This window comes from Nonomuraea helvata (genome assembly GCF_039535785.1).
Lineage (GTDB): Bacteria > Actinomycetota > Actinomycetes > Streptosporangiales > Streptosporangiaceae > Nonomuraea > Nonomuraea helvata.
On the sequence record NZ_BAAAXV010000005.1, the window covers coordinates 849,452 to 875,455 of the forward strand.

Annotated in this window: 23 protein-coding genes and 1 tRNA gene; 13 read left to right on the plus strand and 11 right to left on the minus strand. The window is 71.3% G+C overall.

All coding sequences use genetic code 11. The features are described 5' to 3' along the window. The first annotated feature begins 141 nt into the window (after window positions 1–141). Both ABD830_RS23260 and ABD830_RS23265 read left to right on the plus strand, forming a co-directional pair. Complete coding sequence (locus ABD830_RS23260) at window positions 142–1,083, plus strand: GNAT family N-acetyltransferase (protein ID WP_344990869.1); 942 nt, start codon at window positions 142–144, stop codon at window positions 1,081–1,083. Next, window positions 1,080–2,231 (plus strand): DegT/DnrJ/EryC1/StrS family aminotransferase, encoded by a 1,152-nt coding sequence (locus ABD830_RS23265; RefSeq protein WP_344990872.1) that lies wholly within the window; start codon window positions 1,080–1,082, stop codon window positions 2,229–2,231. Before ABD830_RS23260 ends, ABD830_RS23265 begins: the two co-directional genes overlap by 4 nt. Here the strand turns inward: ABD830_RS23265 and ABD830_RS23270 are convergent. After that, window positions 2,182–2,625, minus strand: coding sequence for a hypothetical protein (locus ABD830_RS23270; protein WP_344990875.1), 444 nt, complete (start codon window positions 2,623–2,625; stop codon window positions 2,182–2,184). The genes ABD830_RS23265 and ABD830_RS23270 overlap by 50 nt on opposite strands. A 184-nt stretch (window positions 2,626–2,809) precedes the next feature. Next, the gene (pdxR, locus tag ABD830_RS23275) at window positions 2,810–4,228 is read right to left on the minus strand and encodes a MocR-like pyridoxine biosynthesis transcription factor PdxR (protein ID WP_378520757.1); all 1,419 of its coding nucleotides are present in this window, start codon (window positions 4,226–4,228) and stop codon (window positions 2,810–2,812) included. A 35-nt stretch (window positions 4,229–4,263) separates the two neighbouring features. Here pdxR and ABD830_RS23280 point away from each other — a divergent pair, with 35 nt between their 5' ends. From ABD830_RS23280 to ABD830_RS23315, 8 genes are all read left to right on the plus strand, one after another. Next, window positions 4,264–4,902 (plus strand): pyridoxamine 5'-phosphate oxidase family protein, encoded by a 639-nt coding sequence (locus ABD830_RS23280; protein ID WP_344990881.1) that lies wholly within the window; start codon window positions 4,264–4,266, stop codon window positions 4,900–4,902. A 42-nt stretch (window positions 4,903–4,944) separates the two neighbouring features. Then, on the plus strand, window positions 4,945–7,317 hold the full coding sequence (locus ABD830_RS23285) for a serine/threonine-protein kinase (protein ID WP_344990884.1): 2,373 nt from the start codon (window positions 4,945–4,947) through the stop codon (window positions 7,315–7,317). Between the two features lie 106 nt (window positions 7,318–7,423). Beyond that, window positions 7,424–9,115, plus strand: a complete 1,692-nt coding sequence (locus ABD830_RS23290) for a serine/threonine-protein kinase (RefSeq protein WP_344990886.1) — start codon at window positions 7,424–7,426, stop codon at window positions 9,113–9,115. Window positions 9,116–9,135: 20 nt separating this feature from the next. Then, window positions 9,136–10,476: a protein kinase family protein gene (locus ABD830_RS23295; protein WP_344990888.1), complete on the plus strand. Its 1,341-nt coding sequence runs from the start codon at window positions 9,136–9,138 to the stop codon at window positions 10,474–10,476. Between the two features lie 49 nt (window positions 10,477–10,525). Further along, window positions 10,526–11,746 (plus strand): DUF2510 domain-containing protein, encoded by a 1,221-nt coding sequence (locus ABD830_RS23300; protein ID WP_344990890.1) that lies wholly within the window; start codon window positions 10,526–10,528, stop codon window positions 11,744–11,746. Between the two features lie 68 nt (window positions 11,747–11,814). After that, window positions 11,815–12,408 carry an oligoribonuclease gene (gene orn / locus ABD830_RS23305; RefSeq protein WP_344990892.1) on the plus strand — a complete coding sequence of 198 codons (594 nt, stop codon included), beginning with the start codon at window positions 11,815–11,817 and terminating at the stop codon, window positions 12,406–12,408. A 68-nt stretch (window positions 12,409–12,476) separates the two neighbouring features. Further along, window positions 12,477–12,552 (plus strand) — tRNA-His (locus ABD830_RS23310). A 159-nt stretch (window positions 12,553–12,711) separates the two neighbouring features. Then, on the plus strand, window positions 12,712–12,936 hold the full coding sequence (locus ABD830_RS23315) for a helix-turn-helix domain-containing protein (protein WP_344990895.1): 225 nt from the start codon (window positions 12,712–12,714) through the stop codon (window positions 12,934–12,936). A gap of 12 nt (window positions 12,937–12,948) precedes the next feature. Here the strand turns inward: ABD830_RS23315 and ABD830_RS23320 are convergent, their stop codons facing one another. Further along, window positions 12,949–14,499, minus strand: a complete 1,551-nt coding sequence (locus tag ABD830_RS23320) for an FAD-dependent monooxygenase (protein ID WP_344990898.1) — start codon at window positions 14,497–14,499, stop codon at window positions 12,949–12,951. Next, window positions 14,489–15,172 (minus strand): TetR/AcrR family transcriptional regulator, encoded by a 684-nt coding sequence (locus ABD830_RS23325; RefSeq protein ID WP_344990901.1) that lies wholly within the window; start codon window positions 15,170–15,172, stop codon window positions 14,489–14,491. Before ABD830_RS23325 ends, ABD830_RS23320 begins: the two co-directional genes overlap by 11 nt. A 102-nt stretch (window positions 15,173–15,274) precedes the next feature. Between ABD830_RS23325 and ABD830_RS23330 the strand changes: the two genes are divergently transcribed. Further along, entirely contained in the window at window positions 15,275–16,495 is a 1,221-nt protein-coding gene (locus ABD830_RS23330; protein WP_344990904.1) for an NAD(P)/FAD-dependent oxidoreductase, read from the plus strand. On the opposite strand, the gene lat is transcribed toward ABD830_RS23330, so the two are convergent. The 4 genes from lat to ABD830_RS23350 all read right to left on the minus strand — a co-directional run bounded on the left by lat (window position 16,485) and on the right by ABD830_RS23350 (window position 20,631). After that, on the minus strand, window positions 16,485–17,759 hold the full coding sequence (lat, locus tag ABD830_RS23335; protein WP_344990907.1) for an L-lysine 6-transaminase: 1,275 nt from the start codon (window positions 17,757–17,759) through the stop codon (window positions 16,485–16,487). The genes ABD830_RS23330 and lat overlap by 11 nt on opposite strands. Before the next feature lie 65 nt (window positions 17,760–17,824). Continuing rightward, window positions 17,825–18,367 carry an HdeD family acid-resistance protein gene (locus tag ABD830_RS23340; protein ID WP_344990910.1) on the minus strand — a complete coding sequence of 181 codons (543 nt, stop codon included), beginning with the start codon at window positions 18,365–18,367 and terminating at the stop codon, window positions 17,825–17,827. A 69-nt stretch (window positions 18,368–18,436) separates the two neighbouring features. Further along, entirely contained in the window at window positions 18,437–19,084 is a 648-nt protein-coding gene (gene trhA, locus ABD830_RS23345; protein WP_344990913.1) for a PAQR family membrane homeostasis protein TrhA, read from the minus strand. Window positions 19,085–19,167: 83 nt separating this feature from the next. Continuing rightward, entirely contained in the window at window positions 19,168–20,631 is a 1,464-nt protein-coding gene (locus ABD830_RS23350) for a penicillin-binding transpeptidase domain-containing protein (RefSeq protein ID WP_344990916.1), read from the minus strand. A 122-nt stretch (window positions 20,632–20,753) separates the two neighbouring features. Between ABD830_RS23350 and ABD830_RS23355 the strand changes: the two genes are divergently transcribed. Further along, the gene (locus ABD830_RS23355) at window positions 20,754–21,575 is read left to right on the plus strand and encodes a spermidine synthase (protein ID WP_344990919.1); all 822 of its coding nucleotides are present in this window, start codon (window positions 20,754–20,756) and stop codon (window positions 21,573–21,575) included. A gap of 56 nt (window positions 21,576–21,631) precedes the next feature. On the opposite strand, the gene ABD830_RS23360 is transcribed toward ABD830_RS23355, so the two are convergent. Genes ABD830_RS23360 through ABD830_RS23370 form a run of 3 tightly spaced genes read right to left on the minus strand, consistent with a single transcriptional unit; the run spans window position 21,632 to window position 24,507 of the window. Continuing rightward, on the minus strand, window positions 21,632–22,069 hold the full coding sequence (locus tag ABD830_RS23360) for a GNAT family N-acetyltransferase (protein WP_344990921.1): 438 nt from the start codon (window positions 22,067–22,069) through the stop codon (window positions 21,632–21,634). 22 nt (window positions 22,070–22,091) lie between these two features. Then, on the minus strand, window positions 22,092–22,775 hold the full coding sequence (locus ABD830_RS23365; RefSeq protein ID WP_344990924.1) for a response regulator transcription factor: 684 nt from the start codon (window positions 22,773–22,775) through the stop codon (window positions 22,092–22,094). Further along, on the minus strand, window positions 22,768–24,507 hold the full coding sequence (locus ABD830_RS23370) for a sensor histidine kinase (protein ID WP_344990927.1): 1,740 nt from the start codon (window positions 24,505–24,507) through the stop codon (window positions 22,768–22,770). The genes ABD830_RS23365 and ABD830_RS23370 overlap by 8 nt, the downstream gene beginning before the upstream one ends. 159 nt (window positions 24,508–24,666) lie before the next feature. Between ABD830_RS23370 and ABD830_RS23375 the strand changes: the two genes are divergently transcribed. After that, window positions 24,667–26,004: a serine hydrolase gene (locus tag ABD830_RS23375; RefSeq protein ID WP_344990930.1), complete on the plus strand. Its 1,338-nt coding sequence runs from the start codon at window positions 24,667–24,669 to the stop codon at window positions 26,002–26,004.

Genomic DNA, 26,004 nt, shown 5'->3' on the forward strand with positions numbered 1-26,004 from the left:
ATGCGCGTCACCCTTGCCCTCCCCCATGAGCTGGGCCATTCCGAACTGACCCGATGGCGGGATCTGCAGGAGGCGGACCCTTCGGTCGACAGCCCCTTCTTGTCCCCAGAATTCACCATTACGGTCAGCAAACTCCGAAATATGGTGCGAGTCGCCGTTCTTTACGATGGTCCGGACATCGTGGGCTTCTTTCCTTTTGAGCGACATCCGCTGGGCATCGGCAAACCGGTCGCCGCCGGGCTGACCGACGCGCAGGGGCTGATCCGCGCCAAGGACTTCGAGATCGAACCGCGCAGCCTGATGAAGGCCTGCGGGCTCGCGGTGTACGAGTTCGACCACCTGGTGTCCGGCCAGCCGCTGCTGAGCGCCCGGCACTCGCGGCACCCGTCGCCGATCATCGACCTGCGGGGCGGCTACGACCACTACACGGAGGAGCTCAGGAAGCACTCCGGCAAGACGTACAAGTCCACCCTGGCCAAGTCGCGCAAGCTCGAGCGCGAGGCGGGGACGGTCCGCCACGACTACGCCACCACCGATCTGGCGCCCCTCCACACGCTGCTCGGCTGGAAGACCGACCAGTACCGCCGCACGGGGCGCACCGACAGGTTCGCGCACCGCTGGATCGTGGAGCTGGTCGAGCGGCTGCTGGCGACCCGCTCGGACAGCTTCGCCGGGGTGCTGGACATGGTGTACGTGGACGACCGGCCGATGGCCGGGCATTTCGGGCTGCGTACGCGTACGACGCTCGCCGGGTGGTTCCCCGCCTACGACCCCCATTTCGCTAAATACTCCCCCGGCCTCATCCACCACCTGGCGATGGCCGAGCAGGCCGCCAAGAACGGCATCCAGATGATCGACATGGGCCGCGGGGAGAAGGAGTACAAGGACAAGCTGAAGACGGGCCAGCTCGAGGTGGCCGAGGGCCGTGTGGCACGGATCGGCGCGGCGGCGGGCGTCCACTGGATGCTGCGGGTGCCGGTGCGCAAGACGCGCGCCACGGTGCTGGGCAACCCGTTGCTGCTCAAGACCGCCGACAAGGCGCTCAAGACGTACGGGCGGCTCCGTACCGTCCTGCAAGGGTGAGGCTCATCCGGGAGCGCACAGGCCGCCGCTGCCTGTCGCTCCCCTCCAACCGCCTCGGCCTCTACCTGGCACTGCGCCACTGGTGCGAGCCAGGGCAGCGGTTGCTCATGTCGCCGGTCTCGGCCGACGAGATCCTGTTCCTGGTGCTCGCGGCCGGGCTGCGCCCGGTGATGGCGCCGCTCTCTCCCCGGGACGGCAACATCGACGTCTCCCGGGCCGACCTCGCCGCGGTGGACGCCGTCCTGACGACCAATCTGTACGGCCTCCCTGACAACGCCCCCGCCTTGTCCGGAAAAATCCTGATCGAGGATGTGGCGCACGCGATGGAGACGGGCATCGCCGGCCGGCCGCTGGGCACGTTCGGCCAGGCGGGGGTGTTCAGCCTGGCCAAGCACCCGGGCGCGGGCTCGGGCGGCGTCCTGGCCGTCGAGCACGAGTCCGACCTGCGTGCGCTCGAACGCGCCCGCGACGCCCTGCTGGCGCCCGGCTCGCTGAGGGCCGACCTGATCGGCGTGGCCACCTCGATGGCCCGCCAGGCGGCGCTCAGGCTCGACCTCGTACGCCCAGCGCTCCGGCTCATGCGGGCCCTCGGCATGCAGGAGGAGCGCGAGGGCTACCGCATCCCGCTGGAGCCGGAGGCCCTGAAGCGGGCGCTCGACCAGGCCCCGGAGCTGCCGCCCTTCGACCCCTGGGTCCGCGCGGACCTGCACGACTACCGCTCGCGCCGCGGCCCGGTGGCCCGCTGGTATCAGTCCAGACGCCTGGCCAAGGTGCCCGCGGACCGCCGGCGGCGGCTGGCGGGCGTCGCGCGCCTGGCCGGGCTGCCCACGGCCGCCCCGGCCGTACGCGACGACGTGCGGCGGCCGCTGTTCCGCGTGCCGCTCCTGGTGCGCCACCGCGACGCGGCCATCGCGGAGCTGGAGCGGCGCGGGGTGGCCACCGGCTACCTGTACGACCCGCCGTACGACGACTACGCCCCCGCCTTCACCGAGCCGTCCCCCGACCCCGGCCCCGCGCGCTGGTGGGCGCGGCACGTGCTCCCGGTCGACCCTATGTACGCCGGCCGAGCGCTCCCCGTCCTGCGCGACCTGGAGCCCCCTACACAGGCTCCGCCCTTACCAGCCGCAGGAACGCCTTCAGCCCCGTGATCACCTCCTGGTTGTCGCTCAGCCCGTCCACCGTCTCGTCAAACCGGCGGGCCATGAGCGTGATCCGCCGGCCGAGATCGTGGTCCGCCAGCTCCAGCGCGCGGTGGTCCACGGTGAGCTTCTCGACGTCCCGCCGCAGGCCCCGCGCGGTCTCCTCCAGCTCGAACACCTGATCGCGCAGGGCCACCACGTCCGCGCGCGGGTACCGGACCTCCCGGCCGAGCGTCCTGACGCGGTCACGCAGGTGCGACGTGTACGCCGCGATGGGCCGGAAACCGGTCGCCAGCAGGTAGAACCCGGCGAAGTAATAACCGGTCTGGGCCCCTGAGAAGAACGTGACGACCGCGATCACCGCGGCGGACACGACGTGGCCGCAGATCGCGAGGACGAGCATGCGGCGGGCAATGCGCCTGGCCTCGTCCTCGCGGTGCCGGCGCTCGGTGGCACGAGGGCTCGGCTACTCAGATCCGGCCTGAGCATTGACGCCCCCGTGACCCGTCGGTCACACACTCTCCCCCAAGGACCGCGACCACGAACGGCGGGAGAGCGGCCACCGCGCCGAGCGTGGGACGGCGGCGTCAGCGCGGACGGGCGGCGCGGATCAGGTCGGCCAGGATCCGGCAGCCGCGCCGGACGTCGGCGAGCGAGGCGGAGCCGTAGCCGATCACCAGGCCGTGCAGGTGGGCCCGGCCGTGGTGGTGGCGCGTGGTGGAGTCGAGCAGGACGCCGCGCTCACCGGCCCGCGCGATCACCTCCGGCGCGACGGAGGCGGGCAGCTCGGCCAGGACGTGCAGCCCGGCCGTGTCGCCGCGCAGGCGGCAGACGGGCCCGAGGAGCTCGACGACCGCGGCGCGGCGGCGCGCGTACTCCAGGCGCATCCTGCGCAGGTGCCTGTCGAGGTCGCCGTGCTCCAGCAGGGTGATCACGGCCTGCTGGACGGGGCCGCTGGTGCGGTCGGCGACGCTGCGGCGCAGGCGGGCGATCGTGGCGACCAGCTCGGGGTCGCCGACGAGCCAGCCGACGCCCACGTCGGGCGCGAGGGTCTTGGAGAGCGTGCCGAGCAGCACCACCCGGGAGGGGTCCAGCCCGTAGAGTGCGGGCAGCGGGGCCACGTCGTAGCGGAACTCGGCGTCGTAGTCGTCCTCGACGATCGTCGCGCCGGTGCTCCTGGCCCAGGCCAGCAACCGCTCCCTGCGAGGGACCGGCAGCCGCCCGCCCAGGGGGTACTGGTGCGCGGGGGTGGTGTAGAGCACGCGGAGATCGCCGGGCAGCCCGTCCACGATCACGCCGTCCTCGTCCACGGGGCACGGCACCACCTCGGCGCCCCTGGCCGCGAACACCGTCCGCGCCACGTGGTAGCCCGGGTCCTCGACGCCGGCCCGGGCGCCGCCGCCGAGCAGGGCCAGCGCGCACAGGTCGAGCCCGTTGCCGGTGCCCCTGGTGACCAGGATGTTCTCCGGGCCGACGGCCATGCCTCTGGCCCGTCTCAGGTGGTCGGCCAGCAGCTCCCTGAGCCGGGGCAGGCCGTACGGGTTGGGTGCGGCGCCGGGCGGCAGGTCGGCGGCCTTGCGCCAGGCCCGCCGCCACGCCGCCTGGTCGTAGTCGCGCACCCAGGGCTCGCCCGGCGTCAGGTCGATCGAGTCGGCCGGAGCCGGCGGCGGCGCGGGCACGTACGTGCTCTCCCTGGGCTGCGGCCTGGTGACCTCCATCTCGGCCACGAACGTGCCGGAGCCGTGCCGCCCGTCCAGCCAGCCCTCGGCGTACAGCTGCTGGTACGCCTCAGTGATCACGGTCCTGCTCACCGCGAGCTGGGCCGCCAGGGAACGCGTGGAGGGCAGCCGCTCGCCGGGCGCCAGCGTGCCGTCCAGCATGGCACGCCGCAGCCAGTCGGCGAGCTGCGCCGTCAGCGGCTCGTCCGAGTCGCGCGAGAGAGATATGGGCAGGTCAACGTTGGTACGCACGGAAGTGGTCTCCGCGAAGGGCTGGATAGTGGCCATACAGGATAGGTCCACTTCGTGGTTACGGTCGAATCATGCTCTCCACCACTCCCCGCACCACGCTCGGCCGCGAGAAGCAGCGCGGCAGCACCGACAGGAACGATCTCTACGAGGTGCTCGACACCGGACTGATCTGCCACCTGGGCGTCGTCGTGAACGGCCATCCCATGGTCGTCCCCACGGGCTACGGCCGGATCGGCGAGACCCTCTACCTGCACGGCTCCACCGGGGCCACGTCGCTGCGCGCGGGCGACGGGAGCGACGTGTGCGTCACGGTCACGCACGTGGACGGCATCGTGCTGGCCCGCTCGATCTTCAACCACTCGGTCAACTACCGTTCGGCGATCATCTACGGGCCGGCCAGAGTGGTGACGGACCCCGACGAGCGGATGGCGGGGCTGCGGGCCCTGTCCGAGCAGCTCGCGCCCGGCCAGTGGGACTACGTCAGGCGGCCGTCACGTAAGGAGCTGGCCGCCACGGCGGTGCTGGCCCTGTCATTGGAGGAGGCGTCGGTCAAGATCAGGCGCGGCGGGCCCAAGGACGAAGAAGAGGACTACGACCTGCCCGTATGGGCCGGGGTGCTGCCCCTGGTCACCTCATGGGGCGAACCGGAGCCGGATCCGGTGCTCCCAGAAGGTATCGAAATGCCCGTTCACATCCTCCGTCGGGAGTAGTTCCATTAAGCAGGCACCACCTGCTCCTGATGGGAGACGGCGATGGAGTGGAGCGCTCCCGGATATACCGAAGTCAAGCAGCTCGGTGCGGGCGCCAGCGGTCGGGTCGCACTGGCCCTGCACGACGAGACCGGGGTCAAGGTCGCGATCAAGTATCTCTCCGAGGAGCTGCGGCGCGACCCCGCCGCGCTGGCCAGGTTCCAGTCGGAGGCGCGGCTGCTGACCACGCTGCGCGACCCGAACATCGCCACGATGTGGGAGTACCTCCAGGACGCCGGTGGGGCCTGCATCGTGATGGAGTTGGTCAACGGCGTCTCGCTGCGGGCCCTGCTGCGCGAGAACGGCACGACCGAGCCGGAGGCGGCGCTGGCCGTGCTGAAGGGCTCGCTGCTCGGCCTGGCCAGGGCGCACGACCTCGGGCTGGTGCACAGGGACTACAAGCCGGAGAACGTGATCGTCAGGGACGACGGCGTCAGCAAGCTGGTCGACTTCGGGATCGCGGTGCGGCAGGGCACAGCGGCGCATCCGGAGGGCACGCCGCCGTACATGGCGCCCGAGCTGTGGGAGGGGCTGCCCGCCACGCCGGCGACCGACGTGTACGCGGCCACGGCCGTCTTCTTCGAGTGCCTGACCGGGCACCGGCCGTACCGGTCGACCGAGCCGAGCGTGCTCGGCTACCAGCACATTCACGCGCCCGTGCCCTTCCACGACGCGCCGGACCCGGTGCGCGAGCTGGTCAGGCGCGGGCTGGCCAAGGATCCCGCGCGCCGGCCGGTCAGCGCGCACGCGTTCGTGGCGGAGCTGGAGGCCACGGCCAGGGCGGCGTACGGCGAGGACTGGGAGGAGCGCGGCAAGCGGCGGCTGGCGGCGCTCGTGGCCCTGCTCGCGCTCCTGCTGCCCACGCCGGAGACACCCGCTCCCGAGGCGACGACCTCGCTGGCGAGGACGGTCTTCCGGGGCCTGCGCTCGAACACCGCCCGCGTGGCCATGGGCGGCGCGCTGGCCGCGGCGGCCGCCGTGGCGGTGGTGGTGGTCGTGCTGGCCAACCGTCACACGCCGATGCCCACGGAGCCCGCCGGCGCCGCGGCGGCCGTGCCGCCGTCGCAGGTCACGACGGAGCCGGCGGCCGACCCGTCGTCGGATCCGTCGTCGGATCCGTCGTCGGATCCGTCGTCGGATCCGTCGTCCGGGCCTGAGGAGACGCCGGAGGCGACCCCTTCGCCGGAAACGACCCTCTCGCCCGAGACGCCCCCGAGCACGCGCGAGGCGGTCGTACCCACGGAAAGCCCCGCGAAGACCCCGGTCGGCTCCCCGACGGCCACCAAGCCGGTAAAGAGTCCCAAACCCACCAAGAAGCCCACTCCGACACCCACCCCCAAGCCGACACCGACCCCCACACCGACACCGACACCGACTCCCACCCCGACCCCGACTCCCACCCCCGCTCCGGCGACCGCGGTGCTCGGGGTGAGCGTGGGCGGCCTCACGGTGAACGAGGACGGGGTCGCCGCCGCCACGGTCACCGTGCGCACCAGCGGCACCGCCGCCGTGGCCGCCACCGCGACCTGGACCGCTCCCGGCACGGACGGCCGCGTCCAGCGCCTGCGCCTGTCCGGCGCCAGGTCCTACAACCGCGCGATCACCTGGGACATGGGCGAACGCCCGTGCGGCAGCACGGTCACGGTGACCGTCGCCACCTCCCCCGCGGCCCAGGGCGGCGCCAGGTCGGCCTCGCTCTCGGTGCCGCCCTGCCCGACGAGGGTGAGCGGCCTGCGCGTCTCGCTGAACCTCCCCGCGGCGCCTGGCCGTACCGCGAACGCCGTGGTCAGGGTGGCCGCGACCGGCACCGGGGAGATCCCCGTCGAGGCCGAGTTCGCGGTGAACGGCGACCCGGTCGGCACCCGCACCGCGAGCCTGTCGGGCCGGACCTCCTACGCGCGCTCGTTCACGCACACCTTCAAGTCGCGGCCCTGCGGCGCGACCGTGTCGGTGCGGGTGTCCGCGGGCGGCAGGACCGCCACCGCGCGGGCCTCGGCGCCCTGCCCGCCGCAGGTGGAGCGGGTGTCGATCGTCAGGGCCGGTCAGGGTGAGGGCGGGCTCGTCGCGACCGTCTCGGTGGCCACGTCGAACACCCAGCCGGTACGGCTCGTCGTGTCGTTCTCGGCGGGCGAGGGCGGCGGGTCGGAGTCGGTCACGTTGTCCGGCACGACCTCGTACACCAGGACCTTGAGCCACTCCGTCAGGCTCCCGTGCGGCACCAAGTGGTCCGTGACGGCCTCCACCGATCCGGCGGCGGGCAACGGGAGCGACAGCGCGGGCGGGGCCACGGAGGAGTGTCCCAAGGAGCCCCAGGATCCCAAGGAGGAGGAGCCCAGCAGGACCCCGAGCCCCCGCTCGGACGACACCATCGGGTGAGATTCCTGACTTATATGCATTCCGGTAGCGGGAAAGCGGTTCCCTCTGGTTAAGCTACGCCGGTTGATGAGGGTGGGGGCCCGGAATACTCCAGAGGAGACCCGTTATGCACGGTGATGGGCGGTGGGGGGTCCCGGGCTATACCGAGGTCCGCCAGCTCGGCCAGGGGGCGGCCGGCCGCGTGGTGCTGGCCAGGCGCGACCGCGACGGCGCCGAGGTGGCCATCAAGTACCTCAGCGACGAGCTGAGGTCCGACGTGTCGTTCGTCGCCCGGTTCCGGCACGAGGCCAGGCTGCTCGGCACGGTCCAGAGCAAGCACCACGCCCAGCTGATCGACTACGTCGAGACCGGCCAGGGCGCGGCGATCGTCATGGAGCTGATCAACGGGGTCTCGCTGCGCGAGATCCTCAGGTCCGAGGGCCCCACCGGGCCCGAGGCGGCGCTGACCGTGCTCAAGGGGTCGCTCCAGGGTCTGGCCTCGGCGCACGCGATCGGCGTCGTGCACCGCGACTTCAAGCCCGAGAACGTGATGGTCCAGGGCGACGGCACCAGCAAGCTCGTGGACTTCGGCATCGCGGTCAGGGCGGGCGAGGGCGTCGGCGTGGCGGGGACGCCGCCGTACATGGCGCCCGAGCAGTGGTCGGGCGGCCGCCCCGCGCCCGCGACCGACGTGTACGCGGCCACCGTCGTCTTCTTCGAGTGCCTGACCGGCACCCGGCCCTTCCGCGCGTCCACCCTCGCGGCCCTGGCCCGCCAGCACCAGAGCGCCGCGCCGCCGGTGGACGAGGTGCCCGCGCCGCTCCAGGGCCTGATCGAGCGCGGCCTGGCCAAGGACCCGGCCGAGCGGCCGCGGTCCGCGGAGGCGTTCCTGGCCGAGCTCGAGGCCGTCGCGGCCGAGGGGTACGGACGCGACTGGGAGGAGCGCGGGCGACGCCGCCTGGCCGCCCTCGCCGGCCTGCTGGCCATGCTCTTCCCGAGCGAGCTCGCCGAACCCGCGCAGGCGCAGACGTCGCTGGCCGAGACCCGGTTCCGCGGGCCCTCCCGGCTCCTCGGCAAGCTGTCCGCGAAGGTGGCCATCGGCGCGAGCGCGGCCGGCGTGCTGCTCGTCGCGGCCGTGGTCCTCGTCAACGTGTCGATGGACGAGCCCGCGCTGCGGGCGCAGACCAGCACGGTCACTCCGACCACGGCCGACCCTGCCACGGTCGAGCCGACCGAGACGGAGGAGGAGGAACCGGCGCCCACGGCCGAGGAGACCACTCCGAAGCCGAGCACGCCCGCGCCGACGCCGACGAGTACGCAGAGCGCCGCGCCGCCTCCCGCCCAGCCGACCGCGAGCAGGCGTCCCACGCGGACCCCCACGCCACGGCCCACGCGCACCCCGGTCAGGACTCCGCCGACCAGGACGAAGAAGCCCACCTCGACGCCCACGCCGGACGAGCCTCAGGTCACCGGCAAGGCGCAGGACCCTGAGGGCCAGCGGCTGCCGTCCTCGTCCGCTCCCACTCCGGAACCCACCCCCACCACGTCGACGAGCCAGCCGAGCCAGCCCCCGGGAGACCCCAGCCAGGGCCCCAGGGAGGGCGAGAACACCGGAGGTCAGGCGCCGACCAAGGGCGAGCCGGCAGGGAACGGGGAGCCGGGTGACGGAAGCGGTCCGACGCCGGAGGAGCCGCGGCTCGACCGCGCGAGCAAGGCGCAGTCCGCGTTCGTCGCCCTCGGCCTGATGACGTCCGGCGCGGTTCCGGTCACACTTGCGGTGAAACGCCGTATGGCGGGACGGCACCGAAGGAAGCGCTAGGACGCGCCTGGGGGACGGCGATGAGCAACCCTGCAAACGGTATCGCCGGATTCCGGCTCACAGAGCACACCTGGATGACCGAGGTCGGCAACTGGATCGACGCCATCTCACCCGATGGCCGCAGGGCGGGGGCGCTGCTGTTCGATCCGAGGATCATCGGCCTGCCGGGCGTGCGCGAGCGCGTGGTGCAGACGGTCATGACCGACCAGCGGCTCGTACTGGGCGGGCTGACCGGGCTGATCCCGGTGGCCGACGTGGTGGCGGCGGGTGACCAGGTGTGGCTGCTCACCGCGCAGGCGGTCAGCCCCACGCTGTCCGACCTGCTCGCCGCCGGGCCGATCGACCCGCCGGGGGCGGTGTCCGTGCTGCTGGAGACCGTACAGACCCTGCTCGCGCTGCACGCGGCCGGGGTCACCCACGGCTCGGTCCACCCGGGCACCGTCGTGATCACGGCGGAGGGCGCGGCGCTGCTGTCCGAGCGCGGCCTGTCCGACGCCATCCGCGGCCAGGCCTCACCGCGCGAACGGGACGCGGCCGGCTGGGCGTCGCTGGCACGCGGGCTGGCCGCCTCTCTCGGTCAGGGCCGCTCGCGCCTCACCGAGCTGCTGGAACGTGCCGCGGCCACGGCCGGCACCCTGGGCCTCGCCACCGCGCGCGACCTGCTGATCGGCGAGGCGGCCGGCCGGGACGGGCTGGCTCAGGCCGCTCGGGGGAGGTCGGCGTTCGCGCAGGCTCGGGCGTTCGCGGCGCCGCCCGCGCTGCCGCCCAGGGACGAGGGCGACATCGTCACGCTGCTGCACGTCCCCGACCGGGCCTCGGAATCCGTGCAGTTCGGGCCGGGGATCGGCACGCAGGTGCAGCAGCCGGAGACCACCGCCGAGCGGATCTGGCGGTCCGGGCGCGACCAGGCCGCCACCGAGCACCGCCCCGGCGGCGGCGGACCGGCCAAGGCCCTGCGGGCGCGGCGGCGGCGCACGATCCTCTCCTCGGCCCTCTTCGCCGCCATCATGGCGGGGGCGATCCTGGCCTGGCTCTACGCGGGCGACTCGCCGGATCTGGCGGTCATGTCGATCGACGTGGCGGCGCCGAAGAAGACCCAGGGCTGCGGGAAGGCCGTCCTGATCACCGGCACCGTGGTCACCAACGGGGCATCCGGCGAGATCATCTACGAATGGCACAAGAACCTGGACAAGGAGGTCGTCAAGGGAACTCTGCGTACGAAGTCGGGCCAGACGACGTACCAGGTGCCGTTCCGATGGACGTTGCAGGGCAGGAGCAACGTCAAAGCCACCGCCACACTGCGGATCCTGACACCCGGCCCGGTGCGTACCGACAAGGCGAGCTTCACGTACAAGTGTTGATGCCGTCCCAGCAATGCATATCAATGCGGTTCTTACTAATCTGGCGACCATGACCACGCAGACCCCCGCGGGCTGGTACCCAGACCCCTACGGAGAGCCCCAGCTCCGCTGGTGGGACGGCAACCAGTGGACCGATGCCGTGCACGCGCAGCAGCCGGGCTCAGGGCCGCAGCCCGGCTCGGGGCCGCAGTTCCAGTCCCAGCCCCAGTCCCAGCAGCCGGGCTCCGGACCGCAGTTCCAGCAGCCGGGCTCCGGTCCCCAGCCCCAGCAGCCGGGCACGGGGCCGCAGTTCCAGGCTCAGCCCCAGCAACCGCCTTCCGGGCCGCAGCCGCAGTCGGGCCCCGACTGGTCGGCGTCGCCCGCGAACCCCACGCTCCAGTACGGCCAGCCGACCTTCGGCCAGTCGGCCTATGGCCAGCCCGCGCCGACCGCCCAGTCGGCCTACGGTCAGGCCGCGCCGACCGCCCAGTGGCCCGGCGGCCCCATGCCGGGTCCCGGCTACGGCCCGCCGCCCAAGCAGAGCAATCCGCTGCCGTGGGTGTTCGGCGGGCTGGCCGCGCTGGTGGTGATCGCGCTGGTGGTGGTGGGAGGCATCTTCTTCATCAACCGGAGCAGCACGGACACCGCCTCGCCGCCGACGCCTGAGGACACGTACGAGCAGCAGCCGCCGCCCAGCAACGAGCTGCCGTCCAGCCCGCCGCCCACCCAGGGCGCCGTCGAGCTGCCGCAGCCGGTCGGCGGCCGCATCACCGACAAGCAGTCCGGCCTCTCCTTCCAGGTGCCCGAGGACTGGACGGTGCCCCCGTCCAACGAGATCAACGGCACGGACCCGACCCAGCAGACGTGGTCGAGCGCGGTGCAGGCCACCGCACAGGAGAAGTACGACGGCCAGGGCGACTGGGTCGGCAACGTCTACACGGGGCTGCTCAACGAGCTCTACCCCTACACCGGCGCGTCGGGGCTGGGCGAGACGGCCAAGGCGGTCTTCGTCGACTTCTCCACCCGGTACTACCAGATCGCCCATGAGACCAAGGTCGTGCAGGACAAGGCGATCAAGATCGGCGACAAGGACGCCTGGGTGCTGCAGTTCGAGCTCGACTTCACGAAGATCTCGGAGGAGAAGGGCTTCAAGTGGAAGAAGGAGAACGGCGCGATCGTGCTCATGGATCGCGGCCAGGGCGAGCGACCTGCCATCGTGTACGCGTCCGTACCCGACAATCTCGGCACCGACGTGCTCGGCAAGGTTCTCAGCTCGCTCAAACCGGCCTGACCGGTGGCACTAGGCTGGTGGGGTAACAAGCGGGCGGATTGCTCCGAGCCGCTGGGCGAGGAGATCGAATGAGTGACTTGCTGGTCTGGATCGACTGTGAGATGACGGGGCTCGACCTGAGCCGCGACGCGCTTATCGAGGTGGCGTGCGTCATCACCGACAGCGAGCTCAATCAGCTGGACGAGGGCGTCGACGTGGTCATCAAACCGCCGCCGGAGTCGCTGGAGCAGATGTCCGAGATCGTGCGTGAGATGCACACGGCCTCGGGGCTGCTGCCTGAGCTGGGCGGCGGGGTGACGCTGGCGGAGGCCGAGTCGCTCGTGCTCGACTACATCCGCCGCCACATCCCCGAGCCGAAGAAGGCGCCGCTGTGCGGCAACTCCATCGGCACCGACCGCACGTTCATCTCGCGCGACATGCCCGGGGTCGACGGCTACCTGCACTACCGGATGATCGACGTCTCGTCGATCAAGGAGCTGGTCCGCCGCTGGTATCCGCGGGTCTACTTCGCCGCACCGGAGAAGCAGGGCGGACACCGGGCTCTGGCGGACATCACGGAGAGCATCAGGGAGCTGCGTTACTACCGCGCGGCGATCTTCGTGGCACAGCCGGGGCCCGACTCCGCCACCGCGAGATCGCTGGCAGAGCGTGTCAGCGGCTAAAGGAGTGGCGTAAAGACTCCTGAACCCCGCTACACTTTTCCTGTGCCGCCACACGAGGGCGGCTCATGGTGGGCGTAGCTCAGTTGGCAGAGCGCCAGGTTGTGGTCCTGGATGTCGAGGGTTCAAGTCCCTTCGCTCACCCCACCGCTCAACGGCCGGTCCTTCGGGACCGGCCGTTGGCGTTTTCTCCCGACAATGGCCCCAAACCATGACAATGCGAGTTATGCTCGCTGTCTACCGCTAACGCCGGAGAGCACGGGGGCCATCGGCGATCTTGACCGTCTGCGCGCCCCCGGAGGCCGGATGAGAGTCGACGACGCAGCGTTCGATAGCGTGTTCACGTCGCTGAGCAAGCGTGAAGCCGAGGTCATGGACCTGATCGCGACCGGCCAGTCCAACGGCCAGATCGCGCAACGGCTCTTCCTCAGCGAGAAGACGGTCAAGAACCACGTCAATCGCATCTACGCCAAGCTAGGGGTGGACTCCCGGGTCACGGCCATCGGGCTGTGGCTGTCACGCCAGGAGTAACTCCAGGACGGGTCAGCCGAACCAGCGTTCCAGCGCCGCCTGGAGGGCCTTCAGCTCCTCGGGGCCGGGGCGGGGCGAGGACGACGCCCAGGCCACGTAGGAGTCCGGCCGGAGCAGGAGGGCGGTGGCCGCGGGCGCAGGAGGTTCGGGGCGGGCCGTCAGGAGGTCCACCGCCGTCTCGTGCCGCCCGGACAGCGCTCCCGTCAGGCACCCGGACTCGGTCAGGTCCACGAGCAGGGGCCGCGCGCTCCGGGTCAGCTCCGCGAGCCGGACGGGACCGTCCGCGGTCAGCAGCGACATGTCCGGCGCGAACCGGCCGGCCAGCGGGTGATCGCCGGACTCCCCCATGTCGTAACGGACGTCGGCGCCCGCGATGAGCTCGGCGAGGTGCTGGACGTTGTCCCGGTAGCCGAGCAGCTCGGTGAACAGCTCGCGTAGCTCGGTGACGTCGCTGCCCGGCCCGATCAGCGCGGACTGCGCCTGCGCGTTCATGATCATGCGGCGGGCCGCCTGCCGGCGTTCGGTCTCGTAGCTGTCCAGCAGACCGACCGGCGCGCCGCCGCGGAGCTCGGCGGCCAGCTTCCAGCCGAGGTTGATCGCGTCCTGCAGCCCGAGGTTGAGCCCCGGGCCGCCGCCGGCGGCGGCGTACACGTGGGCGGCGTCCCCGACCAGGAACACGCGCCGGTCGGAGAACCGTTCGGCCATCCGGGTGTTGCCGCGGGTCAGGCGGCGCAGCACGTGCGGTCCTTCGCCGGCGGGCGGGCCGAGCGGCACGTCGGCGCCGAGCACCCGGCGGACGCTCTCCCGCAGCTCGTCCAGGGTCATCGGGGCGTCGGGCTCCGGCTGGTCCCACTCGCTGGTGTTGATGAGCGGCGAGTGGCCGGGCAGGGGCGCGTACGAGAACCCGCCGCGCTCGGTGCGGTGCGGCAGGAACGGCGGCACGGCGCCGTAGCCGGGCACGTTCAGCGCGCCGGTGGCCGGGTCCACCCACTCCGCGGGAACGGTCGCGTGCGCCGAGCGGACGGTCGTCCGGTCGTAGGTGACGCCGGGGAAGCCGATTCCGGCCAGCTTGCGCGTGAGGCTGTGCGCCCCGTCCGCGCCGACCAGGTAGCGGGAGCTCAGCCGGTACGTCCCGTCCGGACCCGAGACCTCCACCATGACCGAGTCGTCGTCCTGTGTGAGGCCGGTGATCTCGTGTTCGCGGCGGATCTCCACGCCGAGCTCGCGGGCGCGCTCCTCCAGCACCTGCACGATGCGGAGCTGCGGCACCGCCAGGCCGTATACCGGGCTGTCCGCCAGCAGGCTCAGGTCCAGGCCCATCGCGGCGAACATGAAGTACGCGGAGTTCGGCTGCGGCGGCCCCTCGCTGCCGCTGAGGCGCTCATAGAGGCCGCGGCGGTCGACCATCCTCACGACCTGGCCGAGCAGGCCGTTCGCCTTGGGCTCGGCGCTGGGCGCGGCCAGGTGTTCCAGCACGATGGGGCGGACGCCGGCCAGGGCCAGCTCGCAGGCCAGCATCAGCCCGTTCGGGCCGCCGCCGGCGATGACGACGTCAGTGATCATGATGTTCTCCTCTGTAGGACGGAACGGGAAGGCCCGCGGCGAGCCGGTCGAACACCTCGCGCAACACCTGGTCGAGCGGGGTCGGCTGCTCGGCGCGCAGGCAGTGCTCGATGGCCACGGCACTGCCGGCGCCGATCACCGCGGCGACCAGTTTCGGGTAGACGTCCCGCGTGGGATGGGCGCCGGTGCGCTCGGCGATCGCCCGGGCAAGCTCGTCCTGCGCGGCCGCGTTCGCCTTGAGCACCTCGCCCTGCAGCGCCGGCTCGGCCAGCATGAGCGCGACCCCGTCGCGCCAGCGCCCGAACTCGGCACCCGCGCTGTCGCCCGCACCTTCGCCCGCGCTGCCGTCCGCGCTGCCGTCCGCGCTGCCGTCCGGGGCGAAGTTGGCCCGTACCGCGGTCACGATCGACTCCCACAGGGGTTCGCCGGGCGGACTGACGCGTATCCCGTCCGCGATCCGCAGCGTGCGCTCGACGTGGGCGGCGGCGATGGCCTCCGCCTTGTTCGAGAAGTAGTTACGGAAGGTGCGTACGGACACGTTGGCCGCGGCGGCGATGTCCTCGATGGTGACGTTCTCCCAGCCGCGCTCGACGCACAGGCGGATCGTCGCGAGGCTCAACGCGACTCGGGTCTCCCGCTTCTTGCGTTCACGCAGCCCGTTACTGGTCGGCATGGCGATCACCGTAACAGTTCTTGCCGAAAAGGCAAAGATGCCTTTTCGGCAAGAACACTTCGCCAGGGTTTAAGGGGGCCCGGCGAGGCCATGGACCATGGCATGGTGCAGAGACCGCGAGTCGTGGTGGTGGGGGCCGGGTTCGCCGGGCTGGCCGCCACCAAGGAGCTGGCCGAGGCCGGAGCGCTGGTGACGCTCATCGACCGCAACCCGTACGCGACCTTCCAGCCACTCCTCTACCAGGTGGCGACCGCCGCGATGAGCAGCGCGGACGTCTCGTACCCCATCCGCACGTTCGCCGCGAAGTGGCCCAACGTGCGGGCACGCCGGGCCGCGGTGACCAAGATCCTCCCGGCCGAGCGGCGCGTGGAGCTCGACGACGGCAGCGGGGTCGAGTACGACTACCTCGTCCTGGGCACCGGCGTCACCACCAACTGGCTCGGCATCGAGGGCGCGCAGGAGAACGCGCTGCCGATCTACTCGCTCAGCGACGCGGCGACGTTGCGCCGCCGGTTCCAGCACTACCTGGAGGACACCGCGGCGGGCCGGCGCAAGAGCGTGCACGTCGTGGTGGTCGGCGCGGGCGCGACCGGGGTCGAGATGGCCGGCACGCTGGCCGAGCTGCGGCGGCGCACGCTACCCCTGACGCACCCCGAGATCAAGCCGGACCAGACCAGCGTGACGCTGGTGGAGCGGTTCGACTACGTGCTGGCGCCGTACAAGGCGAGGCTGCGGGACGCGGCGGCGCGGGCGCTGCGCCGGAGAGGGGTGCGGCTGCGGCTGGGTTCCACGGTCGCGTCCGTCGAGCCGGACGCGGTGGTGCTGTCCGACGGCACGCGGCTGCCGAGCGACGTGACCGTGTGGGCGCTCGGCGTCACGGCGCCCCAGCAGGTCGGCGACTGGGGGCTGCCGCAGGGCAAGGGCGGCAGGATCAAGGTGACGGAGGCCCTGAACGTACCGGAGCATCCCGAGATCTTCGTGGCGGGCGACCTGGCGGGGCCGCCCGACCCGCTGCCCCAGCTCGCCCAGCCGGCGATGCAGATGGGCGAGCACGTGGCCACGCAGATCCTCGCGGCCGCCCAGGGGCGGCCGCTGCAGGCGTTCTCCTATCGCGATCCGGGCATCATGGCCACCGTGGGCAAGTCGGAGGCCGTGTTGCAGCTGTCCAACGGGCTCACCATGCGCGGGCTGCCCGCCTGGCTGGTGTGGATCTTCATTCACGTGGCGTACCTGCTGGGCGGGCGCAACCGCCTGACCGTGCTGCTCAACTTCTTCTGGCGCTACTTCGGCCCCCGCCGCTCGGCCGCCAGCGTCACGCAGTGAGCGCCTCCGCCAGTGCCCGCAGGCCGTGGTCGACGTCGGCCTCCGGGATGTTCATCGCCGGGCGCAGACGTACGGAACGGGGACCGCAGGGCAGCGCCAGCACCCCGTGATCCTCCCTGAGCCGGGTCACCAGCGCGTCGCGCGTGGTGTGGTCCGGCAGGTCGAACGCGCACATCAGGCCCCTGCCGCGGACGTTGGAGACCAGCTCGGGGCGATCGGCCTCCAGCTTGGTGAGGCCGTCGAGCAGCGCGGTGCCGAGGGTGCCGGCGCGGGCGATCAGCCCGTCGCGCTCGACGATCTCCAGGATGCCCCGGCTGCGGACCATGTCCACCAGGCCGCCGCCCCATGTGGAGTTGATGCGCCCGCTCTGCTCGAACACGTTCTCCGGCACCAGGTCGACCCTGCGCCCCGCCATGATCCCGCCCACCTGGACCTTCTTCGCGAACGCCACCACATCCGGGGCGAGGCCCAGCTGCTGGTACGCCCACGGCGTGCCGGTCGTGCCGCCGCCCGTCTGGACCTCGTCGAGGATGAACAGGGCGTCGTACTCGTGGCACATGTCCTGCATGGCCTGGAGGAACTCGGGCCGCATGTGATTGTCGCCGCCCTCGCCCTGGATCGGCTCGGCGATGAAACAGGCGATGTCGTACGGATTCCGCTCGAACGCCTCGCGTGCCTGCGCCAGCGCACGCTCCTCGGCCGCCTCGACGTCGCCGAAGTGGATGGCGGGCACGTCGATCCGCGGCCAGTCGAACTTGGGGAAGCGGTCGGTCTTGCCCGGCTCGGTGTTGGTCAGGCTCAGGGTGTAGCCGCTGCGGCCGTGGAAGGCCTTCGTCAGGTGCAGGACCTTGGTGCCCAGGTCGCGTGAGCGGCCGGCGGCCTCGTTGCGGCGGCTCTTCCAGTCGAAGGCCGTCTTGAGCGCGTTCTCGACGGCCAGGGCGCCGCCTTCCACGAAGAACAGGTGCGGCAGCTCCGGATCGCCCAGCACGCGGGAGAAGGTGTCGACGAAGTCCGCCAGCTGCTCGGTGTAGATGTCGGGGTTCGCCGGTTTGTTGCGGGCGACCTGGCCGAGCAACCGGGTGAACTCGGCGTCGAAGGGTGGGTTCACCCCGAGCGGCGCGGAGGCGAAGAACGTGTAGAAGTCCAGGTAACGGCGTCCGCTCCGGGCGTCGACGAGCCAGGAGCCGTGGCTCTGCTCCAGGTCGAGCACGAGACGGTAGCCGTCGACGAGCAGGTGGCGGGCGAGGCGGGCGTGTACGTCCATGAAGACTCCACGTGCGTCGAAGCGGCGTGTGTTCCTCTTGTCGAGAGGGGCCATACGCATAAAATTTATGGCATACCTACCCTCCGAGTGAAGTTCTTCACGCGGAACGCCAGGGCGATCTCCGCGACGCCGTGCAGGATCGCGAAGATGCCGACCAGCCAGACGAGGCTGAGCAGGCCCGAGACAGGCCAGACGAGCAGCAGGATGCCGAAGATCACCGACAGGGCGCCTCCGATGATGAGCATCCACTCGTTGTCGATGGTCTTCCGCAGCCGGATCCCGGCCACGATCTCCAGGACACCGGTGACGATGGCCCAGAAGGCCACGATGAAGAGCAGGGCGAGCGAGGTGATGCCGGGCCAGATGAACGTCGCTATACCGACCAGGATCCCGAAAATTCCGGAAATGATGAGCCAGGCCCTCGACTCGGCCCCGTGCCGGAACCCGGCGAGCAGCTCGAACACCCCGCCCACCAACGCGTACGCGCCGAAGACGGTCACCAGCACGAACAGCGTGATCGCCGGCCAGATCAGGGCCAGGAACCCGAAGAGGATGGACGCGAGGCCGCGCAGGAGCAGCAGCCACCATGACCGAGTGATATCTCCCATGCTGACCTGTTTTCCGGGCTATAACCGGAAAGAGACCAGCACGGGGTCAAATATCAGTGATTCGAACTGCTACACGTGCGAATAGACCACGATCGACACCGCGATGTACTGCACCAGGTAGGCGGCGAGAGTCAGGGCGTGGAAGACCTCGTGGAAGCCGAACCAGCGGGGCGACGGGTCCGGGCGGCGCAGGCCGTACACGATGGCTCCCGCCGAGTAGAGGACGCCCCCGACGGCCACCAGCACGACGGCGGCCACACCCGCGCCGTGCAGCAGCTGCGGCATCACGAAGATCGCCGTCCAGCCCAGCGCCAGGTAGAGGACGGTGTAGAGCCAGCGCGGCGCGCCCATCCACAGCACCCTGAACAGCACCCCGGCCATGGCCCCGCCCCAGATGACGGCGAGCACCGCGACCCGCGCCGCCCCGTCGAGCGCCAGCAGGGCGAACGGGGTGTAGGTGCCGGCGATGATCAGATAGATGTTCGCATGATCGAACCGGCGCAGGAACTCCGCCAGCCGCGGACCCATCGTGCCCCGGTGATAGGTGGCCGAGATCCCGAACAACGAACCGGACGTTATGGCGTAAACGGCGGCGGCCAGCCGCGCCTGCAGGGTCGGGCCGAGTGCCACGAGCACGAAGCCCGCGACCAGCGCCACGGGCAGCGCTCCGGTGTGCAACCAGCCTCGCAGCCTCGGCTTGACGGTGATGGTCGTCATGAAACCTACGGTACTGTAGGTGCGAAATTCGCTACCTGTGGCGGACCGCTGAACGCGGCCCACCATAGGTTAGCTTTTGAGAGTTAAAGGCCGTTGAGGAAGCGGGCGGCGATGGGGACGGCCGCCTGGCGCCCCGAGCCGCCGTGCCGCACGAACACGCAGAAGGCCAGGTCGTCCCGGTAGCCGATGAACCACGCGTGCGACCCTTCGCCGCCGTCCACCTCCGCCGTCCCCGTCTTGCCCGCCACGCCCTCCGGCAGCCCCATGTCCCTGGCCGTACCGTGATCGACCACGGCGGCCATCATGTCCCTGAGCGCGGCCACGACCTGCCCGTCCATCGGCACGTCCTTGTACGGGGTGCCGTCGATGCGGCGCACCTGTGCCTCCGACAGCAGCCTGGGCGAGCGCCAGGTGCCGCTCTGCACGGCGGCGGCGACCGCGGCCATGCAGAGCGGCGTGGTGACGACCTGGCCCTGGCCGATGGCGTCCGCGCCGAACATGTTCGGGTCGTCGGTGTCCGGCATAGTGCCGCAGGTGCCGCCGATGCCGGTCGCGATCGGCCGCCCGAACCCCCACTCGTCGGCCGTCTGACGCAGCTGGTCCGCGGTCAGCCTGGTGGTGGCCTGCTCGACGAAGGTCGTGTTGCAGGAGTAGGCGTACGCGTCGGCGAAGCTGACGAGCCCGCGGTCCACCTTGCCGTCGTTGTCGAAGGGCCGGTTGAAGGGGATCGTGTACGTGCCCGGGCACGGCACCTGCGCCGCCGGGTCGAGCCCGTTCTTGATCAGCGCCGCCGCGGTGATCGTCTTGAAGACGGAGCCGGGCGGGAAGACATCGCGTACGGCGCTGTAGTTGTCCTTGAGGCGGTCGGCGAGCGCGACGATCTCGCCGGTGCTCGGCCGGATGGCGATGATCGTGGAGTCCTCGGCCGCGTCCAGCGCCCTGGCGGCGGCGGCCTGGACGTTGCGTGACAGGGTGGTGCGTTCGACGTTCGCCTTGGGCTGGTGGGTCATGAGCTGCCTGACGGGCTGCCCCGGCACCTTCGAGACCAGCTCCCAGGCGTGCCCGGCCTGGGCGAGCTCGGGTTTGAGCTGGTTGAGGTACGAGTCCGCGTAACTGTCGTTGGGGATCCTGTCGCCCTCTCTGGTGACCAGCTCGGTCGCCGAGACGTCGATCTCGTCCAGTTCCAGCGTGCCGCCGTCCTTGAGGAGGGGGTGCAGCGTCTCGGGGGCCCATAACACCTTCCACGCCCGGTCCCGTACGCCCAGCCGCAACGTGCTGTCGAACGGCCACGCCCCGAACTCGTCGAGCTGCCGCACCCCCGCGAACGGCACCTCGGCGGCCTCCTCCCCCACGCTCTTCAACCGCCCGGGTGTCAGCTGGATGGAGCTGACGTGGAGATTCTCCGTCAGCCGGTAATGCTGGGCGGCGAAGTCCCGGGGCGGCTGGTACACCAGGCGCTCCATGCGGGGCACGTCGCCCTTGCGCCACGCGTCGAAGTACGCCGCGGCGGTCTGGGCGGCGCTCCCCTTGACCCCGTTCGACGCCATGACAGCGAATGCACCCGCCCCAACTACCGCCAACACTGCGATAACGAGCACAATCAGCCTTCGTCGTCGCATACGGTTTCTCCCAGGAGGGGATCAGCTTGGCACGTGGACAGCGGGAACCGATGCCTGGCCTGTATCCGGTGACGTTCGGCGAGATCGAGCTGCTCCGGGACCTGGACAGGCAGGACGGCTGGGTGCTGTCCAAGGATGGCGTACCTCAGTCGTACGTTGATCTACAAGACCCGACATTTCTGGAATTCGAGTATGTCCGACTCATGGCGGATGTGATCGACCTTCTGCCCGACGGACCGCTGAGCTGCGTACACGTGGGCGGGGGCGCCTGCACCATCCCCCGCTACATCTCCGCCACCCGCCGCGACTCCCGCCACATCGTCATCGAGCCCGACGGCCTCCTGGTCAATCTCGTCCGCGAGCAGCTGGACCTGCGGTCGGTGCCCAAGCTGAAGGTCATCGTCGAGGGCGGCCGGGAGGGCACCGCCAAGATCTGGGACGCGTCGGCGGACCTGGTGGTGCTGGACGCCTTCACGGGGGCGACGATGCCGGTGGAGCTGGCCACGACGGAGTACATGGGCGACCTCGCCAGGGTCCTCCGGCCGTCCGGCACCCTGTTGATCAACATGGCCGACGGGAAGGGCCTCGCCTTCGCCAGGCGCCTGCTCGCCACGGTGACGCGCACGTTCGGCCACGTGGCCCTGCTGGCGGAGCCGGGCATCATGCGCGGGCGCCGCTTCGGCAACCTGATCGTGGCGGCCTCGCGTACGGCCCTGCCCGTGGACCTGATGACCCGCCGCGCGGCGGGCGGCCTCACGCAGGCGAGATGCGTGTACGGGGAGGCGCTGACGAAGTTCATCGCGGGCGCCGCCCCGATCAAGGACGGCGACCCGGTCCTGGCCCCGGTCCCGCCGCCCGCCGTCTTCGGCTGACCGCCGACGCGAGAAGCCGGCCCCTGCCGCCGATCAGGAGTGGGCGGGTGCGCCCATCACATCAGAAGGTTCTTGGCATAGCAGAAGACCAGCGTCTGGCCTGCGTACTTGCCGTAGGGCTCGATCCGCTCATAGCCGGAGCTCTCGTAGAGGGCGACAGCCTCGGGCTGGCGGACTCCGGTGGCCAGGCGCATCCGGTCGTACCCCAGCTCCACCGCGAGCTCCTCCAGGGCCTTCAGCAGGGACCGTGCGACGCCGCGCCCCCGGAAGCGGGGGTCGACGTACATGCGCTTGAGCTCGCCGGTCGCGCCCTCGCCCGGTTGCACGGCGCCGCAGCCGACGGCGACCCGGTCGACCACGGCCACCAGGAATCTCGCGTCGGCGTGCACGCCCGAGCGGCCCTCGGGGCCGTACCTGGCGACCAGCTCGGCGAAGGCCGCGTCCAGGAGCGCGGCGAGCCCGGTATCCGCAGGGGCACGTTCCTCGATCAGCATGCGGGCCATCCTAGAAAGCCCACTAGGACACATCGGGGCCGAGGTAGGCGAGCACGGCGGCCACCCGCCTGTGCACGTCACCGCTGTTCTCCAGCCCGAGCTTGGTGAAGATCGCGTTGACGTTCTTCTCCACCGACGAGATCGACAGGTGCAGGGCCCTGGCGATGGCCGAGTTGGAGCGGCCGTGCGCCATCTCCCTCAGCACATCCCGCTCACGTGCCGTCAGCGCCTCCCGCTGCCCCCGTACGTCGCGCCTGGCGAGGAGCCCCTCCACCACCTTCGGGTCGATGACCGAGCCGCCGGAGGCGACCGCCCTGATCGCTCCGAGCAGCTCGTCGAGGTCCCCCACGCGGTCCTTGAGGAGGTACGCGTAACCCTCCGTACCGTGCTTGAACAGCTCGAACGCGAACAACGTGTCCGAGAACTGCGACAGCACCACCACCCCGACGGCCGGATGGGCGGCGCGGATGCGGTGGGCCGCGTCTATGCCCTCGAAACCGGGCCGCCAGTCCCCGCCCGGCATGCGGATGTCGGTGATCACGACGTCGGGGGCGAGGCGGCGGACGGCATCGAGGAGCTCGTCGGCGTTGCCCACCGCGCCGACGACGGTCACCTCGCCCGACATGTCGAGCAGCTGGCGGGTGCCCTCGCGTACCAGGTAGTGGTCGTCCGCCACCACCGTACGGATGGGCGCGAGATCATCCATCGGCCGGCACCCACGCGGTCAAACGCGTCCCCTTCCCCGGCGAGCTGTCCACGGTCAGGCCGCCGCCGAGGGCGTCCAGCCGGTCGGACAGCGTCGCCAGCCCTCTGCGATCGGTGGCGGACGGGTCGAAGCCCGTGCCGTCGTCGGCGACCGTGGCGCGCAGGCGGCCGTCCGCCTGCGACAGGCGTACGTCTATGGTGGCGGCCGCCGCGTGCTTGAGCGCGTTGGCCACCGCCTCGCTCACGGTGAAGTACATGGCGCCCTCGATCTCGTCGGCGAACCGCCTGGACCGCAAGGAGGATGGAACGGACACCGTGGTCTGCACGGGCAGGCGGGAGCAGCGCTCCTCCACGGCCTCCACCAGGCCGCCCTGGCTGAGCGCGGACGGGTGGATGCCGGCCGCCAGCTCGCGCAGGTCGGCGAGCGTCTGGCGGGCCTGTTCACGCAGGTGGGCAAGCGTGTCGGGGCCCGCTCCCGTGGCGCGGGCCAGCTCCAGCCCGGCGATGAGCGCGACGAGCTGCTGCTGCACGCCGTCGTGGATGTTGCGCTCAATGCGACGGCGCTCCGCCTCCTGCGCGTTGACCAGCCGGGTGACCAGGCCCGCGCTCTGGATGGCGAGGCCGGCGGGCACGGCCAGGGCCTCCAGGAGCCGCTTGTCCTCACGGGTCAGGGAGCGGGGCAGCGAGCGGGGCAGTGGGCCCGTGACGAGCGGTGGGCCGCATTCGATCCGCCCGAGTCCGCCGCGTACCGGCACCGCCAGCACCGCCGCGCCCTCCTCCTTGCCGGCGACCACGCGCCGTCCGTCCGCGAGTGTCACGGCCGCCCACCTGACCTCCAGCCCGGTACGCACGGCCGCGGCCAGCCGTCCGAGCAGCTCCACGGGCTCGGGCGCGTCGTCGAGCGCCGTGCCGAGGTCGGACAGCACCTCGTCCACCGTCGGGCGCACGTCGAACATCAGGTGCAGCCGCGATCCCCTGATGCCGATCCTGATGTCGAGCAGCCGGTGCCGGACGACCGCCACCCCGATGGCCGCCGGCAGCGCCCCGATCAGCATCATCACCCCCGCCAGCCCTGACACCCACGTCCCCGAGCTCAGCAACAGCACGCCCCCGGCCAGGCTCAGGGTCACGCCGCCGACCATCCAGGCGTACTGCCCACGCTCCGCCTGCTCGCTGCGCCGCCAGCGCACCACCAGCCCGCAGAACACGGTCACCGCCATGATCCACGTGACGAACTGCGCGACACCGGCCACGAGGAGGGCCACCAGGGGCTTGTCCAGCATCTCGTACGGCTTGATGCCGGTGAAGGTCAGCCCGACGCCGTGCACGGCGACGGCGACGCCCGAGATCCACGCGACGGGCCGCCATCGGCGCGAGGGCAGCCGCCCGTCGGGGAAGAGCAGCGGTACGAAGATCCATGTCAGGCCGTAGAAGCCGGCGGACATGCAGCTGAGCAGGGTGACCAGGAGATGGGGATACCCGCCGCGGGCCGACAGCCCCAGGCCGAGCGCGCCGAGCCCGAGGCACAGCGCGGCGGCGAGCAGGAGCCAGCCGTAGCGGACCTCCGGACGTCTGACCGCCAGCAGCAACCCGAGCGTGGGCAGAATCAGGCCGAGCGCGATGAACATCCACTGGGTCGCCGGGGCAGGCAGCCCGCTCTCCAGCAACGCGCCGGCCACGAGGCCCCCGGCCGCGATCGTCGCCAGCAGCCCGGCCACCAGCCTGGAACTCATAGGCCCCCATCGTCGCGGGCGTCCGGGAGATCGTCTATGAGGTTATCCGCATATTTCCTGCGGCCATCCGCACCTGCGAGAACGGCGGCCCGCTTGGTGGCCCGCGCTCTCGTGCCCCGGTTCGCTGGAAACACCCGAAACCCGAATCGAGGAGGATCCATGTCGAAGCCCGCCCGCGTTCTGGCGGCGGCCGCGGTGGCGGTCGCCGCGACGGCGTGCGTGAGCGCGCCCGTCCCGGCCCAGGCCACGGTCACCCCTGCCACCGCCGTGGCCGCGCCGGAGATCCCCGACACGCCTGTCGGCAGGCAATTGCGCTGGCTGCTCGACGCCGTCTCCCGTACACCGATCGCCGAGAGCGAGCTGGCGGGGCACTTCGCCGCCGGCTTCCTCAAAGACATCCCCGCCGACCAGATCAACCAGGTCCTGGCGGCTTTCCAGGGCATGCGGCTGGAACGGCTCGCGCAGTCGCAGGACCGGGCGCTGGTGGCGGCGGTCGTGGCGGCAGGCACGTCGCACGAGGTCGTGCTCTCCGTGGACGCCGCCGGTCTGATCGACGGCCTGCAGTTCCGCGCCCCGGAGCCCAAGAGCTGGGCCGAGCTGGACGAACGCCTCGGCAAGGTGGCGTCCCAGGCCGGCTTCATGGCGGCCGAGCTGGGCAAGGGCGGAGCCTGCCGCCCGGTGCACGCCGTCGCCCGCGGCACGGCCCGCCCGCTCGGGTCGATGTTCAAGCTGTACGTGCTCGGCGCGGTGGCCGAGCGCATCCGCGGGGGCGCGTTCGGCTGGGACACCCGGCTCACGATCACACCCGAGCTGAAGAGCCTGCCGTCCGGCGAGCTGCAGAACCGCCCGGACGGCAGCAAGGTCTCCGTCCTGGAGGCCGCCAGGCTGATGATCTCCATCAGCGACAACACCGCCACCGACCTGCTGATCCACAAGGTGGGCCGCAAGACGGTCGAGCGCACGATGCGGGCCTGGGGCGGGCATGACAAGCGCAACGTGCCTTTCCTCACGACGAGGGAGCTGTCCGTACTCAAGGGCGCCGACTATCCCCGCCATGCCAAGCGCTACCTGTCGCTGGGGACGGCGGAGCGGCGCGCGTACCTGGACGAGGTCGTCGCCAAGGTGCCGCTGTCCGGCATCACCGGGTGGACCGCGCCGCGCGAGCTGGACACGCTCGAGTGGTACGGCTCCCCCGCCGATCTCTGCGAGGTCTACTCGCATCTGGCGATGCTGCCCGACGAGCACATCGGCCAGGTGCTGTCCATCAACGACGCCGGGCTGAGGCTGGACAAGGGCCGGTGGCCGTCGGTGTGGCACAAGGGCGGCTCGGAGCCGGGCGTGTTCGACCTGAGCTACCTCGCCCGGTCATCGGACGGCAGGACGTACTTCGTCACGGCGATGGCGACCGACCCGAGCAGGCCGTTCGACGAGACCAAGGCGGCCCGGGAACTCCTCGCGCTGAGCCGCGGCGCGTTCACCCTCGTCAAGGAGCGCTGA

What these genes read in the sequence shown, in the direction of transcription:
- ABD830_RS23290 (WP_344990886.1), top strand. Translation starts at nt 7,424, where the DNA reads ATGCACGGTGATGGGCGGTGGGGGGTCCCGGGCTATACCGAGGTCCGC.
- lat (WP_344990907.1), bottom strand. Translation starts at nt 17,759, where the DNA reads ATGGACGTACACGCCCGCCTCGCCCGCCACCTGCTCGTCGACGGCTAC.
- ABD830_RS23285 (WP_344990884.1), top strand. Translation starts at nt 4,945, where the DNA reads ATGGAGTGGAGCGCTCCCGGATATACCGAAGTCAAGCAGCTCGGTGCG.
- ABD830_RS23325 (WP_344990901.1), bottom strand. Translation starts at nt 15,172, where the DNA reads ATGCCGACCAGTAACGGGCTGCGTGAACGCAAGAAGCGGGAGACCCGA.
- ABD830_RS23355 (WP_344990919.1), top strand. Translation starts at nt 20,754, where the DNA reads ATGCCTGGCCTGTATCCGGTGACGTTCGGCGAGATCGAGCTGCTCCGG.
- trhA (WP_344990913.1), bottom strand. Translation starts at nt 19,084, where the DNA reads ATGACGACCATCACCGTCAAGCCGAGGCTGCGAGGCTGGTTGCACACC.
- ABD830_RS23300 (WP_344990890.1), top strand. Translation starts at nt 10,526, where the DNA reads ATGACCACGCAGACCCCCGCGGGCTGGTACCCAGACCCCTACGGAGAG.
- ABD830_RS23330 (WP_344990904.1), top strand. Translation starts at nt 15,275, where the DNA reads ATGGTGCAGAGACCGCGAGTCGTGGTGGTGGGGGCCGGGTTCGCCGGG.
- ABD830_RS23270 (WP_344990875.1), bottom strand. Translation starts at nt 2,625, where the DNA reads ATGCTCGTCCTCGCGATCTGCGGCCACGTCGTGTCCGCCGCGGTGATC.
- ABD830_RS23340 (WP_344990910.1), bottom strand. Translation starts at nt 18,367, where the DNA reads ATGGGAGATATCACTCGGTCATGGTGGCTGCTGCTCCTGCGCGGCCTC.
- ABD830_RS23365 (WP_344990924.1), bottom strand. Translation starts at nt 22,775, where the DNA reads ATGGATGATCTCGCGCCCATCCGTACGGTGGTGGCGGACGACCACTAC.
- ABD830_RS23375 (WP_344990930.1), top strand. Translation starts at nt 24,667, where the DNA reads ATGTCGAAGCCCGCCCGCGTTCTGGCGGCGGCCGCGGTGGCGGTCGCC.
- ABD830_RS23260 (WP_344990869.1), top strand. Translation starts at nt 142, where the DNA reads ATGGTGCGAGTCGCCGTTCTTTACGATGGTCCGGACATCGTGGGCTTC.
- ABD830_RS23320 (WP_344990898.1), bottom strand. Translation starts at nt 14,499, where the DNA reads ATGATCACTGACGTCGTCATCGCCGGCGGCGGCCCGAACGGGCTGATG.
- ABD830_RS23360 (WP_344990921.1), bottom strand. Translation starts at nt 22,069, where the DNA reads ATGCTGATCGAGGAACGTGCCCCTGCGGATACCGGGCTCGCCGCGCTC.
- ABD830_RS23295 (WP_344990888.1), top strand. Translation starts at nt 9,136, where the DNA reads ATGAGCAACCCTGCAAACGGTATCGCCGGATTCCGGCTCACAGAGCAC.
- ABD830_RS23280 (WP_344990881.1), top strand. Translation starts at nt 4,264, where the DNA reads ATGCTCTCCACCACTCCCCGCACCACGCTCGGCCGCGAGAAGCAGCGC.
- ABD830_RS23370 (WP_344990927.1), bottom strand. Translation starts at nt 24,507, where the DNA reads ATGAGTTCCAGGCTGGTGGCCGGGCTGCTGGCGACGATCGCGGCCGGG.
- ABD830_RS23350 (WP_344990916.1), bottom strand. Translation starts at nt 20,631, where the DNA reads ATGGCGTCGAACGGGGTCAAGGGGAGCGCCGCCCAGACCGCCGCGGCG.
- orn (WP_344990892.1), top strand. Translation starts at nt 11,815, where the DNA reads ATGAGTGACTTGCTGGTCTGGATCGACTGTGAGATGACGGGGCTCGAC.
- pdxR (WP_378520757.1), bottom strand. Translation starts at nt 4,228, where the DNA reads ATGGCCACTATCCAGCCCTTCGCGGAGACCACTTCCGTGCGTACCAAC.
- ABD830_RS23315 (WP_344990895.1), top strand. Translation starts at nt 12,712, where the DNA reads ATGAGAGTCGACGACGCAGCGTTCGATAGCGTGTTCACGTCGCTGAGC.